21 protein-coding genes are annotated in these 22332 nt (G+C 68.8%); 18 read left to right on the top strand and 3 right to left on the bottom strand.

Annotated elements, in window-relative coordinates; genetic code table 11:
• Window positions 1–598 precede the first annotated feature (598 nt).
• The 14 genes from CEP50_RS20655 to CEP50_RS18150 all read left to right on the top strand — a co-directional run bounded on the left by CEP50_RS20655 (window position 599) and on the right by CEP50_RS18150 (window position 14991).
• A complete protein-coding gene (locus CEP50_RS20655; protein WP_374957108.1) occupies window positions 599–1309 on the top strand; it encodes a tetratricopeptide repeat protein in 711 nt (236 codons plus the stop codon).
• A 113-nt stretch (window positions 1310–1422) separates the two neighbouring features.
• Window positions 1423–2463 carry an HAD hydrolase-like protein gene (locus CEP50_RS18090; RefSeq protein WP_106115149.1) on the top strand — a complete coding sequence of 347 codons (1041 nt, stop codon included), beginning with the start codon at window positions 1423–1425 and terminating at the stop codon, window positions 2461–2463.
• Between the two features lie 190 nt (window positions 2464–2653).
• Window positions 2654–2887, top strand: coding sequence for a hypothetical protein (locus CEP50_RS18095; protein WP_106115134.1), 234 nt, complete (start codon window positions 2654–2656; stop codon window positions 2885–2887).
• Between the two features lie 4 nt (window positions 2888–2891).
• On the top strand, window positions 2892–3764 hold the full coding sequence (locus tag CEP50_RS18100; RefSeq protein ID WP_258175397.1) for a TlyA family RNA methyltransferase: 873 nt from the start codon (window positions 2892–2894) through the stop codon (window positions 3762–3764).
• A complete protein-coding gene (locus CEP50_RS18105; RefSeq protein ID WP_106115136.1) occupies window positions 3761–4654 on the top strand; it encodes an NAD kinase in 894 nt (297 codons plus the stop codon). Before CEP50_RS18100 ends, CEP50_RS18105 begins: the two co-directional genes overlap by 4 nt.
• Before the next feature lie 113 nt (window positions 4655–4767).
• Complete coding sequence (gene recN / locus CEP50_RS18110; RefSeq protein WP_106115137.1) at window positions 4768–6546, top strand: DNA repair protein RecN; 1779 nt, start codon at window positions 4768–4770, stop codon at window positions 6544–6546.
• Between the two features lie 79 nt (window positions 6547–6625).
• Window positions 6626–7819: a putative cytokinetic ring protein SteA gene (gene steA, locus CEP50_RS18115; protein WP_106115138.1), complete on the top strand. Its 1194-nt coding sequence runs from the start codon at window positions 6626–6628 to the stop codon at window positions 7817–7819.
• A 352-nt stretch (window positions 7820–8171) separates the two neighbouring features.
• Complete coding sequence (locus tag CEP50_RS18120; RefSeq protein ID WP_258175398.1) at window positions 8172–9875, top strand: CTP synthase; 1704 nt, start codon at window positions 8172–8174, stop codon at window positions 9873–9875.
• 8 nt (window positions 9876–9883) lie between these two features.
• Window positions 9884–10552 carry an NUDIX domain-containing protein gene (locus CEP50_RS18125; protein ID WP_106115139.1) on the top strand — a complete coding sequence of 223 codons (669 nt, stop codon included), beginning with the start codon at window positions 9884–9886 and terminating at the stop codon, window positions 10550–10552.
• A 57-nt stretch (window positions 10553–10609) separates the two neighbouring features.
• Window positions 10610–11560, top strand: a complete 951-nt coding sequence (locus CEP50_RS18130) for a site-specific tyrosine recombinase XerD (protein ID WP_106115140.1) — start codon at window positions 10610–10612, stop codon at window positions 11558–11560.
• 153 nt (window positions 11561–11713) lie between these two features.
• Window positions 11714–12661, top strand: coding sequence for a ParA family protein (locus tag CEP50_RS18135; protein ID WP_106115141.1), 948 nt, complete (start codon window positions 11714–11716; stop codon window positions 12659–12661).
• Between the two features lie 20 nt (window positions 12662–12681).
• Entirely contained in the window at window positions 12682–13557 is an 876-nt protein-coding gene (locus CEP50_RS18140; RefSeq protein ID WP_106115142.1) for a segregation and condensation protein A, read from the top strand.
• On the top strand, window positions 13554–14213 hold the full coding sequence (gene scpB / locus CEP50_RS18145) for an SMC-Scp complex subunit ScpB (RefSeq protein ID WP_106115143.1): 660 nt from the start codon (window positions 13554–13556) through the stop codon (window positions 14211–14213). Before CEP50_RS18140 ends, scpB begins: the two co-directional genes overlap by 4 nt.
• On the top strand, window positions 14206–14991 hold the full coding sequence (locus CEP50_RS18150) for a pseudouridine synthase (protein ID WP_106115144.1): 786 nt from the start codon (window positions 14206–14208) through the stop codon (window positions 14989–14991). The genes scpB and CEP50_RS18150 overlap by 8 nt, the downstream gene beginning before the upstream one ends.
• 37 nt (window positions 14992–15028) lie before the next feature.
• On the opposite strand, the gene CEP50_RS18155 is transcribed toward CEP50_RS18150, so the two are convergent.
• Together CEP50_RS18155 and CEP50_RS18160 are read right to left on the bottom strand one after the other, a co-directional pair.
• Window positions 15029–16207 (bottom strand): cation:proton antiporter, encoded by a 1179-nt coding sequence (locus CEP50_RS18155; RefSeq protein ID WP_106115145.1) that lies wholly within the window; start codon window positions 16205–16207, stop codon window positions 15029–15031.
• A gap of 70 nt (window positions 16208–16277) precedes the next feature.
• On the bottom strand, window positions 16278–16760 hold the full coding sequence (locus CEP50_RS18160) for a cation:proton antiporter regulatory subunit (protein WP_106115146.1): 483 nt from the start codon (window positions 16758–16760) through the stop codon (window positions 16278–16280).
• Window positions 16761–16940: 180 nt separating this feature from the next.
• Between CEP50_RS18160 and cmk the strand changes: the two genes are divergently transcribed.
• The 4 genes from cmk to CEP50_RS18180 all read left to right on the top strand — a co-directional run bounded on the left by cmk (window position 16941) and on the right by CEP50_RS18180 (window position 20799).
• Window positions 16941–17663 (top strand): (d)CMP kinase, encoded by a 723-nt coding sequence (gene cmk, locus CEP50_RS18165; RefSeq protein ID WP_181188445.1) that lies wholly within the window; start codon window positions 16941–16943, stop codon window positions 17661–17663.
• Window positions 17663–18370 carry a lysophospholipid acyltransferase family protein gene (locus tag CEP50_RS18170; protein ID WP_106115152.1) on the top strand — a complete coding sequence of 236 codons (708 nt, stop codon included), beginning with the start codon at window positions 17663–17665 and terminating at the stop codon, window positions 18368–18370. The genes cmk and CEP50_RS18170 overlap by 1 nt, the downstream gene beginning before the upstream one ends.
• Window positions 18367–19815, top strand: coding sequence for a ribosome biogenesis GTPase Der (gene der, locus CEP50_RS18175; RefSeq protein ID WP_106115147.1), 1449 nt, complete (start codon window positions 18367–18369; stop codon window positions 19813–19815). Before CEP50_RS18170 ends, der begins: the two co-directional genes overlap by 4 nt.
• A gap of 150 nt (window positions 19816–19965) precedes the next feature.
• The gene (locus CEP50_RS18180; RefSeq protein ID WP_106115153.1) at window positions 19966–20799 is read left to right on the top strand and encodes an aldo/keto reductase; all 834 of its coding nucleotides are present in this window, start codon (window positions 19966–19968) and stop codon (window positions 20797–20799) included.
• 97 nt (window positions 20800–20896) lie between these two features.
• Here CEP50_RS18180 and CEP50_RS18185 read toward each other — a convergent pair.
• A partial coding sequence (locus tag CEP50_RS18185; protein WP_106115148.1) for a S9 family peptidase occupies window positions 20897–22332 on the bottom strand: 1436 nt, incomplete at its 5' end.

Raw genomic sequence — 22332 nt, forward strand, 5'->3', positions numbered from 1 at the left:
CCACCACACCCACCCTCGACATCCCCTTTCTCTCCCGGCAACCTCCCGAAGCGGACCCGACTGCGGTGATGCCTGTGTGCTCGGGCGGTTAGGCTGGTGTTGTCCGTTCTCATGAGTTTCGGGAGGTCCGGTGTCTGATTCTGACGACAGGCGTGATTCTCGGAGTCGAGGAAGCGACACCGGTGATTCCGCCGGTCGTGGCAAACCTCCGAGGGACAAGGGAGCCCGTCCGAAGGGCGGGAACCGGAAACCACAGAATCGGGGTAAGCCCGCCGGATCCGAACGGAACGGACGTTTTTCCAAGAACGAACGTGATCACCGTGATCGTGCCCGTGGAGGCCCCCAGCACCGGGACCGCCACGACAACAGACGCAACGAGCGTACGAACCGGAGCCGACGGGAGCGCACGGACTCCTTCCGTGACTCCGAGAAGCGGGCCGCTGGTAGGGGCCGTCCCAGACGCGGAGAGAACTCCCGTGGGAACAAGGAGTTCTCGGAGCGTGACGAGTCCCGTCCGAGGGCACCGAAGCTGCCACCCGACGTGGATGTCTCCCAGCTGGATCCGGAAGTACGCCGAGACTTCCGATCGTTGCCGAAGATGGTGGCCGAGGACGTGGGCGCTCACGTGGTGGCCGCCGGTATGCTGCTCGACTCCGAGCCGGAGAAGGCCCTGGAGCACGCACGCTACGCGAGGAAGAAGGCCTCACGAACTCCGGCGGCGCGCGAAGCCAACGGTGTCACGGCCTACCACGTGGGCAACTGGAGCGAGGCACTGTCGGAGTTGCGTGCTGCGCGTCGGATGGGCGGGCAGTCACATCTGGCGATGATCGCCGACTGTGAACGGGCGATGGGTCGACCCCAGCGTGCTCTGGAACTGCTCCGTTCCGAGGAAACCAACCGTCTTCCCAAGGACGAGGAGATCGAGCTGCGGATCGTCGCGGCCGGAGCACGCCGCGATCTGGGGCAGCTCGAGGCCGCCGTGGTCAGCCTGCAGCTCCCCGAGCTCGATCCCAGACAGCGGAATCCGTGGAGTGCGCGGCTGTTCTACGCCTACGCCGACAACCTGGCCGCGGTGGGGCGCAACGAGGAAGCTTTCACCTGGTTCGTCCACGCGGCCAACGCCGACGACGAGGAAGCCACCGACGCTCCCGAACGGTTGGACGAACTGGTTCCCCTGCTCGGAGGTCCGGAGGAGGCCGAGAGACTGGTGGAGCAGGTGGACGTCGACGCTGCCGAGCAGCATCCCGGTGAAGAGGGGACGAGTGGACAAGGACCCGCGCACGACGTCGATCTGGGTGTCTGGGACTGATCCACGTCTTCCGGGATCCGACCGTTGACCGAGGATCCTTGTCCAGGGTTCCTCGACGGAGGGTGCCTCCGGAAGGATTCCGAGTGGTGACGGTGCAGGTGAACGGGGCACGTATGCTGGCCGAAGACTACGACGCGTTGTTACTGGATCTGGACGGCACCGTGTATCGGGGAGGAACCCCCGTCGCGGGAGCCGTCCCGACGCTCTCGCGACTGGGGGCCATACCGGTATCGGTCCGCTACGTGACCAACAACGCGTCGAACCGTCCCGAACAGGTGGCCGAGAAACTGAACTCCATGTCGATACCGGCCACCCCCTCCGAGGTGAGTACCAGCGCTCAGGCGGGCGCGGCGTTGCTGGCCGAGCGGCTCACTGCCGGGGACTCCGTGCTGGTGCTCGGCACCGAGGCGTTGGCCGAGGAAGTGGTTTCCCGAGGACTACGCCCCGTCCGTGGCGCGGACGAGGCACCTGCCGGGGTTCTGCAGGGACATTCCGAGGCAACGACCTGGAGGGACCTCGCCGAGGCCTGCCTGGCGATCCGTGCCGGGGCTGTCTGGGTGGCCTGCAACAGGGACACCACTCTGCCCACCGAACGTGGTGAGCTCCCGGGGAACGGTTCCTTGGTGGCCGCTCTCGAAGCGGCGACCGGACATAGCCCGGTGGTCGCGGGCAAACCCGAGAAGCCGCTCCTGAGCCATGCCGCCGTCGGGACGACGAAACCGTTGTTCGTCGGGGACCGGTTGGAAACGGACACGGCCGGGGCACGAGGAGCGGACATGTCCTCGATGTTGGTGCTGACCGGTGTGAGCGGGGCCGCTGACGTGCTCGCCGCTCCTCCCGAGACGCGTCCCGACTATCTGGCAGCCGACCTGACGGCGTTGTGCGTTCCCGCCGAGGAGTCCGCGATCACTCCCCAACCGGAGTGGAAGGCCGAGGTGACCGGGGACGGAGTGACGTTGAGCTCCCCGGGAACGCAGCACCGTCGGGAGCAGGCTCCTCGACGGAGTCCCCAACGGGAGGACCTGACCGCCTTGCGGACCCTGTGTGCCGTGTGGTGGAGCGCCGCGGGCGGGCCGGTGCGGGTACGTTCCGGGGATCGCCGGGCGCAGCGGACGCTGTCCCGTTTGGGACTGGACAGCGGCACCGACCGCTGATCCACGAGCCCGCCGGGGAGTGTGCCGTGGTGTTCGGTGCCGCCTCGTGGTGACGTTGCGCTCGTGCCCGATTCTCCTCGTCATCCGATAGCGTGGTGGTGTCGTTCACGACTCCCGGGCTCTTTCCGGGGGTGGCTTTCGGGTGTTGTGATTGGTATCACTGTTTTGGTGTGGACGAGGCGGGAAACCGATGGATTCTACGGGATACTCCGAGGGGGAGGCGGACGGGCTCGCCGACGCGAGCACGGAGGGGGTTCGTGCGGCTGAGGCGGACGTCCGGCAACGTATGCGGGGATTGGACGAGCTGGACGAACTGCCTGTTTCCGAACATGTCGCCAGGTTCGAAGCGGTGCACGAGGCGCTGACACACGCCTTGAACCGGGCCGACGAACTGTTGTCCGGAGCGAGTGGTAGCGGGAGTTGAGGCGGTGCCTCGCAAAGCACGGTTGGACGCGGAACTGGTACGGCGCAAGCTCGCGCGTTCCCGGGAGCACGCCGCCGAACTGATTTCCGAAGGGCGGGTCACGGTTCGTGGCTTCGTGGCGCACAAGGCCGCGACCTCGGTGGAGGAGGATGCCTCGATCGTGGTAGCCCAGGATCTCGAGGACCCGAAATGGGTCTCGCGAGGTGCCCACAAGCTGTTGGGGGCGCTCGACGTGTTCGGCGCTGACGGGCTCGGAGTGGAAGGGCGTCGGTGTCTGGACGCGGGATCTTCCACGGGAGGTTTCACCGACGTGCTGCTGCGCGGCGGCGCCCGTGAGGTCATCGCCGTCGACGTCGGTTACGGGCAGTTGGACTGGAAGCTGCGCACCGACGAGCGGGTCGTGGTCCGTGAGCGGAAGAACGTGCGACACCTGGAGCGCGCGGACGTGGGCGAACCCGTGGACCTGGTGGTGGCGGATCTCTCCTTCATCTCGTTGCGGTTGATCCTTCCCGCGCTCAGTGAGTGTGTGCACCAGGAGTCCGATCTGGTGCTCATGGTCAAGCCGCAGTTCGAGGTGGGCAAGGAGCGTCTCGGCGCGGGGGGCGTGGTGCGGGATCCGGCGCTGCGCGCCGAGGCGGTGCTCGGAGTGATCGCCACCGCCGCCGAGCACGAGCTCCGTCCGCAGGCCGTGACGGCGAGTCCGTTGCCCGGTCCCTCGGGCAACGTGGAGTACTTCGTGTGGTTGAACCAGCGGGTTCGTGCGGACGGCCCCGACGTGACCACCATGGTGACCGAGGCGGTCACCTCCTCCCCCGGTGAGCAGCTGGCGGGAGGGCGGACGTCGGAGCGAGTGGGCGGAAAGGGGGGCGCTCCGTGACTCGCGACGTTCTTCTCGTGGTCCACACCGGCAGGCAGTACAACCTGGGCACCGCGGAGAAGGTCGCGGGCAGGCTGATCGGGGCCGGAATGCGGGTCAGGGTGCTCGCCGAGGAGGCTCCGCAGCTCAGCCCCGCCTGTTACAGCGTGGTGGTGGCTCCCGGGCCGTTGGCGGCCGAGGGGACCGAACTGGTTCTGGTGCTGGGCGGGGACGGGACACTGTTGCGCGCCGCCGAGTTGGCCAGAATGGCCGGGGTTCCCGTGTTCGGAGTGAACCTCGGCAGGGTCGGTTTCCTCGCCGGAGCCGACTTCGACGCCCTGGACGAGGCGGTCGACGCCGTGGTGGAGGGGCGCTACCACGTCGACGAGCGGATGACCATCGACGTCACGGCCAGACTCGGGAACCAGGTGCTCGCCACGACCTGGGCGCTCAACGAGGCCAGCGTCGAGAAGAGCAGCAGGGAGCGCATTCTGGACGTGGTTGTGGAGGTGGACGGTCACCCGGTTTCCACCTTCGGATGCGACGGGGTGCTGTGTTCCACCCCCACGGGGTCGACCGCCTATGCGTTCTCCGCCGGAGGTCCGGTGGTCTGGCCACAGGTGGAGGCGTTGTTGGTCGTACCGAGCAACGCCCACGCCCTGTTCGCCCGCCCGTTGGTGCTGGCCCGTGATTCGGTGCTGGCGTTGGAGGTGGACCACAACGGGCACGACGCGGTGCTCTGTTGCGACGGCCAGCGGCATTTCGACCTTCCTGCCGGGGCACGGGTGGAGGTGTTGGCCTCGGAGAATCCGTTGCGGTTGGTGCGGTTGCACGACACCTCGTTCACGGATCGTCTGGTACGCAAGTTCGAGCTCCCCGTGCAGGGCTGGCGGGGTCCGGTCTCCGAGTAGTCGTCGTTGCCCTCCGCCGCGCCGGAGGAGTCGGTGCCGCTGTCCCCACGGGGAACGCAGCACCGGTGAGCCGGGGCCCCCGAACCGGCTCGATTCCCGCTAGGGTGCGTGCTGTGTTGGCGGAGATGCACATCCAGGGCTTGGGCGTGATCGACGGGGCCACTCTCGAGCTGCACCCCGGTCTGACCGTGGTCACCGGTGAAACGGGAGCGGGAAAGACCATGGTGGTCACCGGCCTGCACCTGTTGGGTGGGGGGCGTGCGGACAGTTCTCGCGTGCGTTCCGGGGCCACACGCGCCGTGGTGGAGGGGCGTTTCACCGTGGCCCCGGACTCCCCGGCGGCCGAGGTCGCCGGGGAGGCGGGAGCGGAGCCGGACGAGGACGGAAGCCTGATCGCCGTGCGCAGTGTCAACGCGCAGGGACGGTCCCGCGCGCATCTCGGGGGACGTTCGGTTCCGAACACGGTGCTGTCCGAGCTTGCGGACCAGGTGCTGGCGGTGCACGGACAGAACGACCAGCTTCGCCTGTTACGCCCCGGTGAGCAGCGCGGCGCGTTGGACAGGTTCGCCGGAGGAGCCGTGGAGGAGCCGTTGGCCGAGTACCGACGGATCCGACGGGAGTGGCTCGATGTGGTGCGGGAGCTTTCCGACCGCAGGGAGCGTTCACGGGAGCTCGAACGGGAGGCGGACCTGCTGCGTCACGGCCTTTCCGAGATAGAGCACGCCGATCCGCGTCCGGGGGAGGACGTGGAACTGGTGGAGCGGGCGCGGAGGCTGTCCGACATCGACCGGCTGCGCGAGATCGCCTCGAACGCGTTGTCCGCGGTCAGTGGCGCGACCGAGGAGAGTCCCGACGACACCGGGGCGGTGACGCTGGTCGGGCAGGCCAGACGGTCTCTCGGAGGGGCGGAGGACCCGCGGCTGCGTGAACTCGAAGGACGGCTCTCGGAGGCCGCCGCGGTGCTCAGTGACGTCGGTGCGGAGCTGAGCTCCTACCTGGACGACTTGCAGGCCGATCCGGCCGAGCTGGAGCGGATTCTGTCCCGCCAGGCGGAACTCAAGCAGCTGACCAGGAAGTACGCCGAGGACATCGACGGTGTTCTCGCCTGGGCCGAACAGGCGCGGGAGCGGCTTCAGGGGATGGACACCTCCGAGGAGGCCCTCGCCGAGCTGGCCGCGCACCGGGACCGGTTGGCCGAACAGCTCGTCACGCACGCGCGTGTCCTCACTGCGGCCCGGGTGGAGGCGGCGCGGCGGTTGTCCGAGGCGGTCACCGAGGAACTGGCGGGACTGGCCATGGCCCAGGCCGAGTTCGAGGTGGTGGTACGCCCACAGCGGGCCGGGGCCGGGGACCAGGAGTCGATCGTGGTGGACGGACAGGAGCTGCACGCCGGCCCCGAAGGGGTCGACGAGGTGGAGATGCGACTGCGCGCCCACGGCGGGGCGCCGCCGCTTCCGCTGCACAAGGGAGCCTCGGGGGGAGAGCTTTCTCGCGTGATGCTCGGTCTGGAGGTGGTGCTGGCCGACGCCGACACCGTTCCCACTCTCGTCTTCGACGAGGTCGACGCCGGAGTGGGCGGACGAGCTGCGGTGGAGATCGGACGCAGGCTCGCGCGGCTGGCCCGTAGCCACCAGGTGGTGGTGGTGACTCATCTGCCGCAGGTGGCTGCCTACGCCGACCGGCATCTCGTGGTGGACAAGGCGCAGGAGACCACCGGACTCACCCACAGTGACGTGCGCATCGTTTCCGACGAGCAGCGGGTTTCCGAACTCGCACGGATGCTGGCCGGTCTGGATTCCACCGAGACCGGACGTGCCCACGCCGAGGAACTGTTGTCCGTGGCCGACCGGTACAAGTCCGAGTGCGGGGCGCGGAGCTCGGCGGGAGGGTGACGCCCCCCGGAAGGGGGGTCACGGCGGCTGTTCGGCGTGGCGCGGAAACTCCTGGTGTTTGTTTTGTCACCATCGGTGTATGCGACTCACTGACCTGCTCGGAAGCCAGCAGGAAACCTTGCCGGGCATCGTCGGAACCGCTCGGGTGCAGCGGCGGGACGGCGAACTCCCGCCACGTATCGCCCCGCGGGACATCGTGTTCCTCGACCGGGTCGATCTGGACCGTCGAACGGCGGAGGTGATCGTCGAGTGCGAGGCGTCCGCGGTGATCAACGCTTCCTCCTCCATCTCGGGAAAGTATCCGAATCTCGGTCCCGAGGTCCTGTTGGCCGCCGGGGTCACGTTGATCGACGACGTGGGTCGGGAGGTGCTGCACCGGATTCGGGACGGGGCCACCGTGCGGCTGCACAGCGGAGGGGTGTTCCTCCGCGACAAGAAGGGGGAGCAGCTGATCGTCCACGGTTCGGAGCAGCGGTCCGACACCGTGGCGGCCCGCATGAGCGAGGCCAAGTCCGCGATGAGGGCACGGATCGAGGACTTCGCGGTGAACTCGGTCGAGTTCCTGCGCCGGGAACGCATGCTCGTGCTGGACGGGATTGGGGTTCCCGAGCTCAGGGTCGACATGTCGGGACGGCACGTGCTGGTGCTGGCTCCGGGCGAAGGGCACGACACCGAGCTGCGTCGGCTGCGACGTTACGTCCGCGAGTGTTCTCCCCTGCTGGTGGGAGTGGGCAAGGGCGCCGAGACGCTGCACTCCGCCGGCCTGAAACCGGACGTGGTCGTGGGAGATCCCACCTCGGTGGACGAGTGGGCCCTCGGTGCCGCAGCGGAGGTGGTCATCCCGGCGGGAACGGACGGGAGCGCTCCGGGAACGGAGCGTATCCGGCAGTTGGGGCTCGGCGCGGTGACCTTCCCCGCCGGAGGCAATCCGGAGGACCTCGCGTTGTTGCTGGCCGACGTGCACGGTGCCTCCCTCGTGGTGACCGTCGGCTTCAGGGCCACCCTCGACGAGTTCCTGGACGCGCGGCGGGCTCGGTCCAACCCGTCCACCTTCCTGATCCGGATGCGTCTGGGGGGCAAGGTGGTGGACGGTGCCGCCGTGTCGGAACTCGAGCGGGCTCGCCGTTCGAACGTGGTGGTGCTCCTGCTGGTTCTCGGAGCGGTGCTGGCGGGGTTCCTCGCCGTGGTGGTGCACGGGGAGGGGCTCCGCTTCACGTTCCTGTGGGGGTTCGCGGAGTCCGTGCTCGAGTTCGGTCGGGGGCTGCTTCCGTGAGGGCGTCGGCCGCGCAGCTCGCTCCGAGTGCGCCGGGCGGCGTGTGGTAGGTGACAGCCGCCCGGCCGGGGCCCGGCGCGATCGGGGAGGGAGCGTCCCGCCGGGCCGTCGGTGTGAGCACTCTTCGGTCGAGGATGCCGGACAACCGGCAGTGGCGACATACTTCGACCGGATGATTCAACGAGCGCGTGGAGTAGTCGGTGGGGCCGAGGCGGTGGCCGGCGGTGGGGCCGGCTGGGCGTCGCCGTGCCGGTGCGATACGCTGAAATCCCGTGGGAACGACGGTGTCAACGGTTCCTGCCAGCACAGACACCTGTACGGTGACGGCATCGACCACGGGGAGCTTTTCTTGGTGCCGCAAGCACGCACGATCAAGCACGTATTCGTTACCGGAGGGGTTTCCTCCTCCCTCGGTAAGGGGCTCACGGCTTCCAGCCTGGGCGAGTTGCTGACCTCCCGGGGACTCCGGGTGACCATGCAAAAGCTCGACCCGTATCTCAATGTTGACCCGGGGACGATGAACCCCTTCCAGCACGGGGAGGTCTTCGTCACCGAGGACGGGGCCGAGACCGATCTCGACATCGGGCACTACGAGCGTTTCCTCGACCGTGCGTTGACCCGCAACGCCAACATCACCACCGGGCAGGTGTACTCTTCGGTGATCGCCAAGGAGCGTCGGGGGGAGTACCTGGGCGACACCGTACAGGTGATTCCGCACATCACCGACCAGATCAAGGCCCGTATCCGTTCGATGGCCGAGCCCGACGAACACGGGCAGACCCCGGACGTGGTCATCACCGAGGTCGGTGGAACGATCGGCGACATCGAGTCGCTCCCGTTCCTGGAGGCCTGCAGGCAGCTTCGACACGACGTCGGGCGTGACCACTGCTTCTTCCTGCACGTCTCCCTGGTGCCGTATCTCGCCCCCTCCGGGGAGCTCAAGACCAAACCCACCCAGCATTCGGTCAAGGAGCTGCGCAACATCGGGATCGCCCCGGACGCGCTGGTGTGCAGGGCGGACCGCGAGCTTTCCACCGAACTCAAGAACAAGATCGCGCTGATGTGCGACGTCGACTCCGACGGCGTCGTGGCCTGCCCGGACGCGCCCTCGATCTACGACATTCCGCGGGTACTGCATTCCGAGGGGTTGGACGCCTACCTGGTTCGCAGGCTCGGTCTGCCCTTCCGCGACGTGGACTGGTCGGTGTGGAGCGATCTGCTGGACCGGGTGCACAACCCCACGGAGCGGGTGCGGATCGCGCTGGTCGGCAAGTACGTGGACCTGCCCGACGCCTACCTCTCGGTCACCGAGGCGCTGCGTGCCGGAGGGTTCGCCCACCATGCCAAGGTGGACATCTCCTGGGTTCCCTCGGACGACTGTGAGAACGAGGCCGCCGCGGCGCGCGCGCTCTCCGGGGTGGACGGCATACTGATCCCCGGTGGTTTCGGGGTGCGCGGCATAGAGGGCAAGCTCGGGGTGATCGAGTACGCCCGCAGGAACGGCATCCCGCTTCTGGGGTTGTGTCTGGGACTGCAGTGCATGGTGATCGAGCTCGCGCGCAACGTGGCCGGGCTGCCCCAGGCGAACTCCACCGAGTTCGCGGACTCCTGCCAGCATCCCGTGATCAGCACGATGGCCGACCAGCACGACGTGGTGGCGGGGGAACGGGACATGGGCGGGACCATGCGTCTGGGTTCCTACCCAGCGGAACTGCGGGAGGACTCGATCGTGGCCCAGGCCTACGGGACCCTGCGGGTCTCCGAACGGCACCGGCATCGTTACGAGGTGAACAACGCCTACCGGCAACGGCTGAGTGACGCCGGGATGGTGTTCTCCGGAACCTCGCCGGACGGGCGGCTCGTCGAGTTCCTCGAGCTGCCGAGGGAACAGCACCCCTTCTTCGTGGGAACCCAGGCGCATCCGGAACTGACCAGCCGCCCCACTCGGCCTCATCCGCTGTTCAGCGCGTTCGTCCGTGCCGCGCTGGACTATCGGGCGGCCGAGAGACTTCCGGTGGAGCTTCCGGAGTCCACCCACACGGCAGCGAGCGTCTGAGGAGCACGATGTCCCCCAACGCCGGGTCCGCGGAAGGTCCGGTCAACCGGACGGACGGACGACACCGGTTCGACACACTGTCCAGTTCCGACGTCTACGTCGGCGCCATCCTGGCGCTGCGCAGCGATGAGGTCGCCATGCCGGGGGGAGGGCGTTCCCGCAGGGAGGTGGTCGAACACCCCGGTGCGGTCGCGGTGGTCGCGCTGGACGAGCACGACAGGGTGGTCCTCGTCCACCAGTACCGCTATCCGCTGGGCAGGAGGCTGTGGGAGCTGCCCGCGGGGCTGCTCGACGTGGCGGGGGAGGACCCCCTGCACACCGCACGGCGCGAGCTGGCGGAGGAGGTCGGACTGGCCGCGCAGGAGTGGTCGGTGCTGGTGGATGTCGCGGCCTCGCCCGGCTTCACCGACCAGGCCGAACGGGTCTATCTCGCCCGGGGACTCTCCGAGGTCGGTCGGCCCGAGCCGGTGTCCGACGAGGAGGCCGACCTCGTGGTGCGCCGAATGGAACTGGACCGGGCCGTCGAAGCCGTTTTCTCCGGTGAGATCGTGAACGCACCGGCTGTGTCCGGGCTGTTGGCGGCCCAGGCCGTGCGGGACGGACGGGCGGTCCCCAGAAGCAGCGAGGCGGAGTGGACCGACCGTCCGCGACGGTTCGCGGCGCGGGGACGGGGGTGAGATGCCCCGCCTGTCGGCGGGGCCGTCGTCGGTACTGTGGCTCGACGGAGTGTTTCCGTGGCGGAGTTCGAGGAGTTCCCGGAGGGCCTGGGCGGAACGCTCGGTGCCTATCTGAACCACCTCGCGGTGGAACGCGGTACCGCTTCGGCGACGTTGGAGGCCTACACGCGCGACCTGCGACGTTACGGAACGTACCTGGCGGATCGTGGTGTGCGAACACTGCGTGAGGTGAGTTCCGGGGTGGTCGGGGAGTTCCTGGCCACTCTGCGTACCGGGGAGTCCGGGGGTGTGGCGCTGGCCCCCGCCTCGGCGGCTCGCACGATCGTGGCGGTGCGGGGACTGCACCGCTTCGCCTTCGCCGAGGGACTGGTCGACCACGACCCCGCACGCGAGGTCACCCCTCCCGCCCTGCCGCGGCGTCTGCCCAAGGCGTTGCCGGTGGACGACGTGCTGCGGTTGCTGGAACGGGGGGTCGCCACCGGTGTTCGAGGGCTGCGGGACCGTGCGCTGCTGGAACTGTTGTACTCCAGTGGGGCGCGCATCTCCGAGGCGGTCGGGCTGGACGTGGACGACGTGGACACGCGGGAGCGCACGGTACTGCTCGACGGCAAGGGAGGGGGACAACGTCGGGTTCCGGTGGGGCGTCCCGCCCTCGACACGCTCGAGGCCTACCTGGTACGGGCCCGTCCCGGACTGGTGGGCAGGACGCGTTCGGTTCCGGCGCTGTTCCTGAACGCCCGAGGGGGAAGACTGTCCAGACAGGGGGGATGGCAGATTCTGAAGTCCGCCGCCGAACGTGCCGGAGTGGACACGGCGGTGTCCCCGCACGTGCTGCGGCACTCCTTCGCCACGCACCTGTTGGAGGGAGGGGCCGACGTCCGGGTCGTGCAGGAACTGCTCGGGCACGCCTCGGTCGCGACGACCCAGGTGTACACGCGAATCACGATGCGCACACTGCGCGAGGTGTACGCCACGACCCATCCCCGCGCGCAGGAACCGAAACGGTGATATCCGCGGTGTTCCTCGGATATCCTGGCCGGGTGACGCGGTTTTCGCCGGTTGGACGGCGAGGCGCGTTGCCGTGGTGTGTGTGCGCGGCCTAGGCTGCGCACCGCAGAGTTTTCCGCAATGCAGTCGCCCGATTAAGGAGTCACCACCGCCATGTCGACGCCGCAGCCCTCCGCCGGTGGGCGGTACCGGGGCGCGGTCGACCTGAGCATCACCCCGGACACTTCGGAATCGGCCAACGGTGAGGTCGTCGACGGCGACCCGTTCGGTGGAGACGTCGGTCCGACGGGGAGACCACGTCGGCACATCCCGGAGCCCCCTCCACTGGAGGAACACGGACCCGCCTCGGTGCTGGCGATGTGCAACCAGAAGGGCGGGGTGGGCAAGACCACCTCGACCATCAATCTGGGGGCGGCCCTGGCCGAGTACGGCCGCAGGGTGTTGCTGGTCGATTTCGATCCGCAAGGTGCGCTGTCTGTCGGTCTCGGCGTGCAGCCGCACCAACTGGAGCAGACCATCTACAACGTCATCATGGAGCGTTCGGTGGGGCTGCAGGACGTGATCAGATCGACCAGCGTGGCGGGGATGGACCTGCTGCCGAGCAACATCGATCTCTCCGCGGCGGAGGTGCAGCTCGTCGCCGAGGTCGGCAGGGAACAGGCGCTGGAACGTGCGCTGCGTCCGGTGGTCGCCGACTACGACTTCGTGCTGATCGACTGTCAGCCCTCGCTCGGGCTGCTCACCGTCAACGCGCTGGCCGCTGCGCACGGGGTGATGATCCCGCTGGAGTGCGAGTTCTTCAGTCTGCGCGGAGTGGCCCTGCTGATCGACACGATCGAGAAGGTGCGGGAGCGGCTGAATCCGGAGCTGGAGATCAGCGGGATTCTCGCGACCATGTTCGACCCGCGCACGCTACACTCGCGTGAGGTGATGTCCCGGGTGGTCGAGGCGTTCGGGGACATCGTGTTCGACAGTGTGATCAACCGTACCGTCCGGTTCCCGGAGACCACCGTCGCCGGGGAGCCGATCACCCGATGGGCTCCCCGTTCCTCGGGGTCGAAGGCGTACCGCGCACTGGCGCGGGAGGTCATAGCACGGTGACTCGTCAGTGAAAGGCAGAGGTGAGCGGGGAACGAACCGCTGAGGAGGACGCGTCACGGGAGCTCTCCGAGGTCGCCGCGGCCCAGGAGTCCTCCGGAGGGCGTTTCACGGTACGGCTGGACAATTTCGAGGGACCTTTCGACCTGCTGCTGCAGCTCATCTCCCAGCACCGCCTCGACGTCACCGAGGTCGCGCTGCACCGGGTCACCGACGACTTCATCGCCTACACCAAGGAACTCGGCCAGCACGCGGATCTGGACGAGACCAGTGAGTTCCTGGTGGTCGCGGCCACCCTGCTGGACCTGAAGGCGTCCCGGCTGGTTCCCGCCGCCGAGGTGGAGGACGAGGAGGACCTCGCCCTGCTTGAGGCGCGGGACCTCCTGTTCGCGCGGCTGTTGCAGTACCGGGCCTACAAGCGGGTGGCCGAGACGTTCCGGGAGTGGGAGGCCGGGGCGGCACGTCGTTATCCGCGTGCCGTTTCGCTGGAGCAGCGGTATCTGGATCTGATGCCCGAGGTGGTGCTCGGGGTCGATGCGCACGGTCTGGCCGAGGTGGCCGCGGCCGTGTTCCGTCCGAAACCCCCTCCGTCGGTCTCGTTGGAGCACCTGCACGCTCCCCAGGTCTCGGTGCGGGAGCACGCGGCGGTGCTGCGTGTGTTGCTCGCCGAAAGGACCAGCGCGGGATTCACGGAGCTGGTGCGGGACTGCGGCACCGTGCTCGAGAAGGTGGCGCGGTTCCTGGCGCTGCTGGAGTTGTACCGCGAGACCGTCGTGACGTTCGAACAGGCCGCTCCGTTGGAGGAGCTGGTGGTGCGCTGGGTGGGGGGCAGCGTGGAAGAGGCACGCGAGATCGCTGCCCGGGAACGGGACAGCGCCGAGGAAGAGGATTACGGGTGACCGAGGAGGAAGACGGCGACACGGGCGAGGTCCCCGTCGAAGGGGAGTCCGCCGGGGAAACGGCACGGCACTCGGGAAACGGCTCCTCGGAACGAGGAGGGCAGTGGCCCGACCTGGAGTCGGACGCGGTCCTGGAGGCGGCGTTGGAGGCGCTGCTGCTCGTGGTGGACGTGCCCGCGGGGGAGGAGTTGCTGGCCGGTGTCGTGCAGCAGCCGGTTGAGCGGGTGACGGCTGCGCTGGAACGGCTCGCCGCCGGCTACACGGAGTCGGGACGCGGTATCGAGCTGCGTAGGGTGGGTGAGGGATGGCGCCTCTACACCCGTGACGTCTACGCCCCCGTGGTGGAGCGCTATCTGCTCGACGGCCAGCGGGCGAAGCTCACCAGGGCGGCGCTGGAGACACTCGCGGTCATCGCCTACCGGCAACCGGTGACGCGCTCGAAGGTGGCCGCCGTGCGTGGTGTTAACGTGGACGGGGTAGTACGTACTCTGTTGGCGCGTGGGCTCATCCACGAGGCCGGTACGGACCCCGATTCCGGCGGTACCGCTTACTGCACGACCGAGTTGTTCCTCGAACGGCTCGGCCTGTCCTCGTTGCGGGAGCTGCCGCCGCTGGCCCCCCTGTTGCCCGAAGTGGATGCGATCGATGATGTCTGAAAAACGTGACTCGACAGGTGCGAACACCCGCGCTTCCGGTGGCGGAGCGGACGGGGTTAGGTTGCAGAAGGTGCTGTCGCAGGCTGGGGTCGCGTCCCGGCGAGCGGCCGAGGAGATGATCGTCGAGGGGCGCGTGGAGGTCGACGGTCAGCCCGTGACCACGCTCGGTACCCGCGTGAACCCCGACGAATCGGTGATCCACGTGGACGGCACCAGGGTGGTGACCGACCAGAAGGCCACCTATCTGCTGCTCAACAAACCGCCGGGCATCCTGTGTGCCATGTCCGACGACCAGGACCGCCCCTGCATCGGTGACTACCTGCCCAAGCGGGACTCGGGACTGTTCCACGTGGGAAGACTGGACTTCAACAGTGAGGGGCTGCTGTTGATCAGCAACGACGGGGAACTGGCCAACCGGTTGATGCACCCCTCCTACCGGGTGCCCAAGACCTACCTCGTCGAGTTGCAGGGTCCCATTCCCAAAGACCTGGGGCGCAGGGTTCAGGAGGGTGTCGAACTGGAGGACGGGCCGGCCAGGGTCGACTCCTTCCGCCTCGTCGACCGCAACAGCAGCGGAACACGGACCCTGGTCCAGGTGGTGCTGCACGAGGGACGCAAGCGCATCGTGCGACGTCTCTTCAAGGAGACGGGATACCCCGTGCAACGGCTCGTACGCACGGCGATCGGCGAGGTGCGGCTGACCAACGAACGCCCCGGGGCGATCCGACCGTTGAACAACAAGGAACTGGGTTCGCTCTACCGCGCCGTGGGACTGTGAGCCCCCGGACCCTGCTGGTGCCCCCGGCGCCCGGGGACTAGCTCCGGGCCCCAGCCACGGTGTTGACGACCCGGTGGGCCACGGGTTCCACGACCCGTGCTGCCACCGGGCCGATGACCGCCATCAGCAGCACGTAGGTGGTGGAGAGCGCGGCCAGTTGTCCGGGAACCGCGCCCGAGCCGACCGCCAGTCCCGCGATGACGATGGAGAACTCGCCGCGTGCGATCAGCGCTGCCCCCGCCCGGGCACGTCCCATCCGACGGATCCCCTGTCTGGCGGCGGCCACCCAGCCGGTGAGGAACTTCGTGGTCGTGGTCAGCACCACCAGCAGCAGTGCGAAGGGCAGCACCGGAGGGATGGCCGAGGGGTCGGTGTTGAGGCCGAACACCACGAAGAACACCGCGGCGAACAGGTCCCGCAGGGGAGTCAGCATCCTGCTGGCGTTGGCCGCCGTCGACCCGGAGATGGCGATCCCGAGCAGGAAGGCCCCCACGGCCGCCGAGACCTGCAACCGGGCGGCGAGTCCGGCCACCAGCAGCGCGGCTCCGAGCAGACGGAGCAGGAACACCTCGGGGTCGGGACTGTCCACCACCGCCGAGACGTAACGCCCGTAGCGCAGGGCCAGCACCAGCACCAGGCTGATCACCAGCACGGAGATGCCGACGGTGCCGAGTCCTCCCATGATCCCCACCCCGGCCAGCAGGGCCGTCAGGATCGGCAGGTACACGGCCATGGCCAGGTCCTCGAACACGAGCACGGACAACACCACCGGGGTCTCCCTGTTGCCGAGTCGCCCGAGATCCGCCAGGATCTTGGCGATGATCCCGGAAGAGGAGATGTAGGTGACCCCGGCCAGGACCAGGGCGGCGGTCGGTCCCCATCCGAGCAGCAGGGCCACGAGCGCGCCGGGAGCCGCGTTGAGCACGGCGTCGACCAGTCCGGCCGTCCACGAGCGGCGCAGCCCGGTGACCAGCTCGCTCGCCGAGTACTCCAGGCCGAGCAGCAACAGCAGCAGCACCACCCCGATCTCCGAGGCGAGCTCGGTGAACGGTTCGATCCCGGTCAGCGGAACCAGCCCTCCCTGGCCGAAGGCGAGTCCCCCGAGCAGGTAGAGCGGTATGGGGGACAGTCCGATCCTCCAGGCGAGTCGCCCGAGGATGCCCAGGCCGAAGAAGACGGCTCCCAGTTCGATCAGCGCTGTTGCCGTGTGTTGCACGTGGTTCCTCTCGCCCGCCGGACACGCGCGTCCCGGACGGAGCCGGATCCGTCGATGAGTGGCTTCGCGGTCAGCCGTTTTCCAGGATCTCGCTCGCCGCGCGGAGCCCTTCGGTGGTGCCCACCATGACCACGAGGTCCTCTCCGGCGAACACGAAATCCGGACGGGGGGAGGGATGCACCGAGCCGTTCCTGATGACGGCGACGATCGACACGGAGGTTCTGGTGCGCATCTCGGTCTCACCGAGGGTGCGGCCGTCGTAGGGGGAGCCGGGTACGAGCGGGAGCTGCCAGGTGGTCACCCCGGTCACCTCACGCTGTTGCTCGGTGAGTTTGCCCACCAGTTGCGGTGCGCCGAGCAGGTTGGCGAGCGTGCTGGTCTCCTCACCGGTCAGTTCGGTCGCGGCGCAGATCTTGTCCGGATCCTGTGCGTCCGACACGATCAGCTCGATGCGACCGTCCCGGTGAGTGATCACCCCGATCCTGCGTCCCGACCCGGTGGTGAACTCCTGCTGCGTGCCCAGCCCCGGAAGCGGGGTCACGGTGACATCCACGCCCTCGATCTTAGGGCTTTTCCGCTCCACGAGTAACCGGTGGTGGGGTTTTCGCCCCTCCCTCGGTCGAGGCGGGGACGCGATTGGGAGCGCTCGGTACCGGGCGGGCAGAATGAGTGTCCGGTCGGTTGGTCCGACCGGGCGATGCGTTCCGGCCACGGCACGAGGAGGTCATACGAGGTGTCCCAGCCCGAGCTCAACGGAATCGTGGCGGTTGACGGGCCGTCCGGGACGGGAAAGTCCACCGCGGCCCGTCGTCTCGCCGGCTCCCTCGGTGCTGCGTACCTGGACACCGGGGCCATGTACCGTGCCGTGACCTTGGCGGTGCTGCGTGCCGGTAGGGAACCCACCGACCAGGAGGCGGTGGCCGAGGTGGCGCGCCGCTGTCGTGTGGAGATGCGCACCGACCCGCAGCACCCGGGGGTGACCCTCGACGGGGTCGACGTCGCCTCCGAGATCAGGGGTGCCGCGGTGACCGAGGCCGTTTCCGCCGTCTCCGCCGTTGCCGAGGTGCGGGAGATCATGGTGGCCCAGCAGCGTCGACTGATCACGGTGGCCACCACTCCCGTCGGAGGGATCGTCGTCGAGGGGCGTGACGTGGGCACGGTGGTCTCCCCTGAGGCCGGGCTGAAGGTCTATCTCACCGCTTCCTCCGAGGCCAGGGCCTGTCGCCGTTCGGCCCAGGACGCCGCGGCGGGCAGGGAGTCCGATCCGCGGCGTGTGCGGGCCGACGTCACGCGCAGGGACTCGCTCGACTCGAACAGGGGGATCGCTCCTCTGAGGATGGCGGAGGACGCGGTGTTGGTGGACACCACCGAGCTGGACCTGGAGCAGGTGCTGCGCCGACTGCACGACCTCGTCGCGCAACGGGGACTGCTGGCGTGCTCGGAGCGAAGCCGGTGATGAGCTCGGACGGTGACGGTGTGCGACCCGCGAGGCCCACACCGGGTATGCTGCCGGTGGGGAGTTCTCCGGGGCTGCGCGGGTTCGCCCGTCGGGTGGGGCGGTTCGGACTGCGCGCGGGGTGGCGGATCCGCCTGTGGCACGGGGAGCGTTTCCCGGAGAGCGGTCCGGTGGTGCTGGTGGCCAACCACAGTTCGCTGCTCGACGGTCCGGTGCTGTTCGCGGTGTTGCCGCGGGGGGCGACGTTTCTGGTGAAACACGAGCTGTTCCGGGGGCCGCTCGGATGGGCGCTGCGTAAGCTGGGACAGGTTCCGATCCGCAGGGGCGTCGCCGACCGTGGTGCCCTTCTGACCGCATCCGGTGTACTGCGGGCCGGAGGAGTGGTCGGAGTGTTCCCGGAGGGCACCCGGCAGGGGACGATGGCCGCCGCGCAACACGGTGCGGCCTGGCTGGCTCGTTCCGCCGGGGCCAGAATCGTGCCGGTGGCCTGCCGGGGAACCGCTCGTGGCTCGTCGCGGTGGCGTTTCCGTCCCGGAGTGGACGTTCTCGTCGGAGAACCGATGGAGCCGCCGCGGCCGGGAAGGGCCGGGTTGACCGCGGCCACCGAGCGGATACGTACCGAGCTGGTGGGGCTGCTCGCCGAGTTGGACGGATCCCGACCCGAGCGCGACGATCCAGACGAAGACCTGAGAGGTAATGAGGCGTGAGTGAGGAACCGCTTGCCGATGCCGGCGACGCCGGTCTCGACGGAACCTGGTCCGACGAGTCGGACTGGGCGGACTACGACCGGTTCGGTGAGCAGCAGTGGGACGACGAGCGGGACACGCCGCTCGCACAGCCGGTGGTCGCCGTGGTGGGCAGACCCAACGTCGGCAAGTCGACCCTGGTCAACAGGCTGCTGGGCCGCCGTCAGGCGGTGGTCAAGGACACTCCCGGGGTCACGAGGGACCGGGTCAGCTACGACGCGGTGTGGAGCGGACGCGGTTTCACCGTCGTCGACACCGGGGGCTGGGACCCGGACGCCGAGGGGGTTTACGCGAGTGTGACCGCCCAGGCGGAGATGGCCATGTCCACGGCGGACGCGATCCTGCTCGTGGTCGACGCCAACGTGGGGGTGAGCGTCACCGACGAGGCCGTGGCCAAGGTGCTGCGCCGTTCCGACCGTCCGGTGCTGGTCGTGGCCAACAAGGTCGACAACCAGGCGGCGGAGGCGCAGGTCGCCGAGCTGTGGTCCCTCGGGCTCGGGGAGCCCTACCCGGTGAGTGCCCTGCACGGACGTGGCTCCGGTGACCTGCTCGACGAGATGCTGCGGCGACTGCCGGAGACACCACGGGAGCAGCTTTCCCCGAGTGGGGGACCACGGCGGGTCGCGCTGGTGGGCAAGCCCAACGTGGGCAAGTCCAGCATGCTCAACCGGCTGGTGGGGCAGCAGCGCGCCGTCGTCGACGAGACGGCGGGAACCACCGTGGATCCGGTGGACTCGTTGGTGGAGCTGGACGACGAGGTCTGGCGGTTCGTGGACACGGCGGGTCTGCGCAAGCGGGTGAAGACGGCCGACGGGACCGAGTACTACGCCTCCCTGCGCACCCGCTCCGCCATCGAGGCCGCCGAGGTGGCGGTGGTGCTCATCGACGGTTCCGTCCCACTGACCGAGCAGGACCTGCGGATCATCGGCACCGTCATCGAGGCCGGACGTGCTCTGGTGATCGCCTACAACAAGTGGGACCTCGTCGACGACGAGCGCCGCAGGAAGCTGGAGAAGGAGATCGACCGCGACCTCGTCCAGGTGCGGTGGGCGGAACGGGTCAACGTCTCGGCCGAGACCGGACGTGCGCTCGGCAAGCTGGCCCCCGCGCTGCGCCGGGCGTTGGAGTCGTGGGACCAGCGCATCTCCACGGGCAGGATCAACTCCTGGATCTCGGAGGTCGTGGCCGCCCAGCCGCCTCCGGTCCGCGGGGGTAAGCAGCCGAAGATCATGTTCGCCACGCAGGCACAGACCCGCCCGCCGACACTCGTGCTGTTCAGCACTGGTTTCCTGGAGGCCGGATACCGCAGGTTCCTGGAGCGTAGGTTCCGGGAGGCCTTCGGTTTCGCCGGTACGCCCGTTCGGGTCGTGGTTCGGGTCCGGGAGAACCGGAACGCGCGTAGCTAGTCACCGTGTCCCCGTCCTCCGCAGCTGTTCGGTCCTCGTGGCTGCCGCTGCGGCAGTCCACGGGAACCCTTCCACGGGGTCCTCGGCGAGGTCGGTAGGGTGGTCACGCCCGGCACCGCCCGTTCGAGCGACAACGGAAGGTGCATGACTGTGCGTGGTCTACGACTGCCCGACGGAGGAGAGCTGCCCGTCCTCGGCCAGGGGACCTGGGGGATGGGGGAGCGCACCTCCGACCACGACGCGGAAGTGAGAGCTCTGCGGCACGGACTGGATCTCGGGATCGGTCTGGTGGACACCGCGGAGATGTACGGATCCGGTGGGGCGGAGAAGGTGGTCGGCACGGCCCTGTCCGGCCGACGTGACGAGGCGTTCGTGGTGTCCAAGGTCCTTCCGCATCACGCGGACCGTGCCGGTACGGTCGCCGCCTGCGAGCGCAGTCTGCGGCGACTCGGAACCGACCGCCTGGATCTGTATCTGCTGCACTGGCGAGGATCCGTTCCCCTGGAGGAGACGATGGAGGCCTTCGAGGACCTCCAGCGCAGCGGGAAGATCCGTGGTTTCGGGGTGAGCAACTTCGATCCCGCCGACATGACCGAGCTGTTCGGGACCTCGGCCGGGGCGCGGGTGCAGACCGACCAGGTGCTCTACAACCTGACCCGACGCGGTCCCGAGTTCGACCTGCTGCCGTGGTGTCGGCAGCGGGGCCTGCCGGTGATGGCCTACTCTCCGATCGAGCAGGGCCGTCTGTTGGGGGATCCGGTGCTGCGGAGCCTGGCCGAACGGCGTGGGGTGACCCCAGCCCAGATCGCCCTGGCGTGGGTGCTGAACACCGAGGGGGTGTGCGCGATCCCCAAAGCGGCCACCGTGGAGCACGTCGACCTGAACCGTGCCGCGTCGGAGATCACGCTGGAGGACGAGGAGCTGCGGGAACTGGACGGGCGCTTCCCGCCTCCGCGGCAGTCCCGGCCGTTGGAGATCCTCTGAGTCGGTGCCCCGTGAGCACCGTGGAGGCGGCTCCGTGGTCGACGGGCCCCGTGGCACCCCTGCCGGTGAACGGGCGGGCGCCACGGGGCGGGCCGGCTCAGGCGTGGGGGGAGGGCAGTGTTCTGCGCAGGAAGTCCAGCTGTAGCAGCAGCAGGTTCTCGGTCTTGCTCTCCGAGGTGGGCATGTGGCTGACCCCGGGCAGGGGGAGCAGGGTGTGGGCCTTGCCCGCGTTGGTCAGGGCCTCGGAAAGCAGCAGGGAGTGCGCGAACACCACGTTGTCGTCCACCGTCCCGTGGATCAGCAGTAGCTCTCCTCCCAGCTCTCCGGCCAGGTGGGGCAGCGAGTTCGCGGTGTAGACCTCGGGGTGCTCGTTCGGATCACCCAGGTAGCGTTCGGTGTAGTGCGTGTCGTACAGTAGCCAGTCGCTGACCGGTGCCCCCGCGATCGCGGTGTGGAACACGTCGGGACGACGCAGCACCGCCAGGGCCGCCAGGTAGCCCCCGAACGACCACCCGCGGATCGCCACCCGGTTCAGGTCCAGCTCATCGTGCTCGGCGGCGCAGGCGTGCAGGGCGTCCACCTGGTCCTGAAGCGGCGGTCCGGCCGTGTCCCCCGCGATGGCGCGGTCCCACGCCGGGCCGCGCCCGCCGGTCCCGCGCCCGTCGACGACCAGCACGGCGAATCCCTGTTCGGCGAACCACTGCGAGGTCAGGTAACCGTGTCTGCGGTGCAGCACCCGCTGTGCCTGCGGTCCGCCGTAGGGGTCGAGGAGGACGGGGAGGCTGCCGTGCTCGGGCGTGTGCCAGCTGGGCAGCAGCAGTGCCCCGGCGAGCTCCCGTGCGCCGAGTCGGAGGAGTTCCACTCGGGGGACGATCGTGCTCTCCTCCGCGTGGGAGGGGATCTCGGCAACGGTCTCCCCTCCGCGCAGCACCCGCGTCCGGGTCCGCAGTTCCCGCAGCCCCGCCGAAGCCAGGACCGTGACGGGGCCGCCGCGTGCGGCACCGTGCACCCCCGGAGTGTCGCTGAGCCTGTGCACTCCCGAACCGTCGACCAGAAAGACGTGTATCTGCGTGGGGTCCCCGTCGGAGGCGGAGATCATGATGTCGTTCTCGCCGATGTCCAGCACCGCACGGACCTGCAGTTCGTCACCGGTGCGATCCTCGCCGTCGACCAGCAGGCGGTACGCCCCGTCCACGGGTGAGATCCGCACGAGTGAGCCCTCGGGAGTCCAGGCGGGCCAGCCGGTCTTGATCTCCACCCAGTGCTCGTCGGTTTCCCGGTGCACTTCGCGGGTCTCGCCGGTCTCCGTGTCTAGGGCGAGCACCGGTTGACTGCGTTGGTTCCGGGTCTGCACGGCCAGCAGCGGCGGTCCGTACGCGGACCAGTGCACGGTGACCAGGTACGGGTGGTTCTCGTGGTCCCAGCGCACCGGAAGGCGCCGGGCCCCGTCGAGGTCGATCAGTTCCAGTCGGACCTCGGCGTTGGCCTTGCCCGCGGCGGGGTAGGCGGTGGTGCGCGGGGGCAGGGTGGGGT

The sequence above is a fragment of the Actinopolyspora mortivallis genome (assembly GCF_003001495.1).
GTDB classification, from domain to species: domain Bacteria; phylum Actinomycetota; class Actinomycetes; order Mycobacteriales; family Pseudonocardiaceae; genus Actinopolyspora; species Actinopolyspora mortivallis_A.